This window comes from Shewanella sp. Isolate13 (assembly GCF_022398325.1).
Lineage (GTDB): Bacteria > Pseudomonadota > Gammaproteobacteria > Enterobacterales > Shewanellaceae > Shewanella.
This window is the reverse complement of the sequence record NZ_JAKEVD010000073.1, coordinates 1-973: the sequence shown is the minus strand read 5'-3', so window position 1 is coordinate 973 and position 973 is coordinate 1. Positions and strand designations below refer to the sequence as shown.

General features: G+C 44.8%; 2 tRNA genes and 2 rRNA genes. All 4 read right to left on the bottom strand.

The window, feature by feature from the left end:
* Positions 1–174, bottom strand: a 23S ribosomal RNA gene (locus L1D44_RS21640); the annotation flags it as partial.
* Positions 175–431: 257 nt separating this feature from the next.
* Positions 432–507: transfer RNA gene (locus tag L1D44_RS21635), tRNA-Ala, on the bottom strand.
* Positions 508–572: 65 nt separating this feature from the next.
* Positions 573–649, bottom strand: a tRNA-Ile gene (locus L1D44_RS21630).
* Between the two features lie 74 nt (positions 650–723).
* Positions 724–973 (bottom strand): 16S ribosomal RNA (locus L1D44_RS21625); the annotation flags it as partial.

Genomic DNA, 973 nt, shown 5'->3' with positions numbered 1-973 from the left:
TCATTAACCTATGTATTCAGTTAATGATACTAGCTTATGCTAGTGGGTTTCCCCATTCGGACATCGTTAGCTCAAATGCTTGTTACTAGCTCGCCAACGCTTTTCGCAAGTTACTACGTCCTTCATCGCCTCTGACTGCCAAGGCATCCACCATATACGCTTAGTCACTTAACCATACAACCCAAATAAGTCTCTATGAGAATATCCGTTTGTTTTATCAGGGTAGATAAAACAGTCGTATCGCAACTAATGGTTTCCAAGACACTTAATGTTAAGTGTTTTGAGAACTCAATTTTTAATTTCGCAATAATCTTTCGATTATTACTATCAGCTTTCCAAATTTTTAAAGAGCGGGCTTAAAAAAGCCAAAGATAAATTTTGCATTTATCTTTGGCATCTCTAACCAGTGCATGCTTCTACAAGAGAAGAAATGGTGGAGCTATGCGGGATCGAACCGCAGACCTCCTGCGTGCAAGGCAGGCGCTCTCCCAGCTGAGCTATAGCCCCATTTACATGCAGTCAAACAAATTTACGTCTACCAAACCTTTCTTATCAAAGATAAGGAAAGATATTGGTGGGTCAGAGTGGACTTGAACCACCGACCTCACCCTTATCAGGGGTGCGCTCTAACCAGCTGAGCTACAGACCCAACGTAATTTGCTCTTTCTTTACGACAAGCATATCTGTGTGAACACTCAACAACTATCAAGTTAGTCGTATAGGTAAGGAGGTGATCCAGCCCCAGGTTCCCCTAGGGCTACCTTGTTACGACTTCACCCCAGTCATGAACCACACCGTGGTAAACGCCCTCCCGAAGGTTAAGCTATCTACTTCTGGTGCAGCCCACTCCCATGGTGTGACGGGCGGTGTGTACAAGGCCCGGGAACGTATTCACCGTAGCATTCTGATCTACGATTACTAGCGATTCCGACTTCATGGAGTCGAGTTGCAGACATGGAGTCGAGTTGCAGAC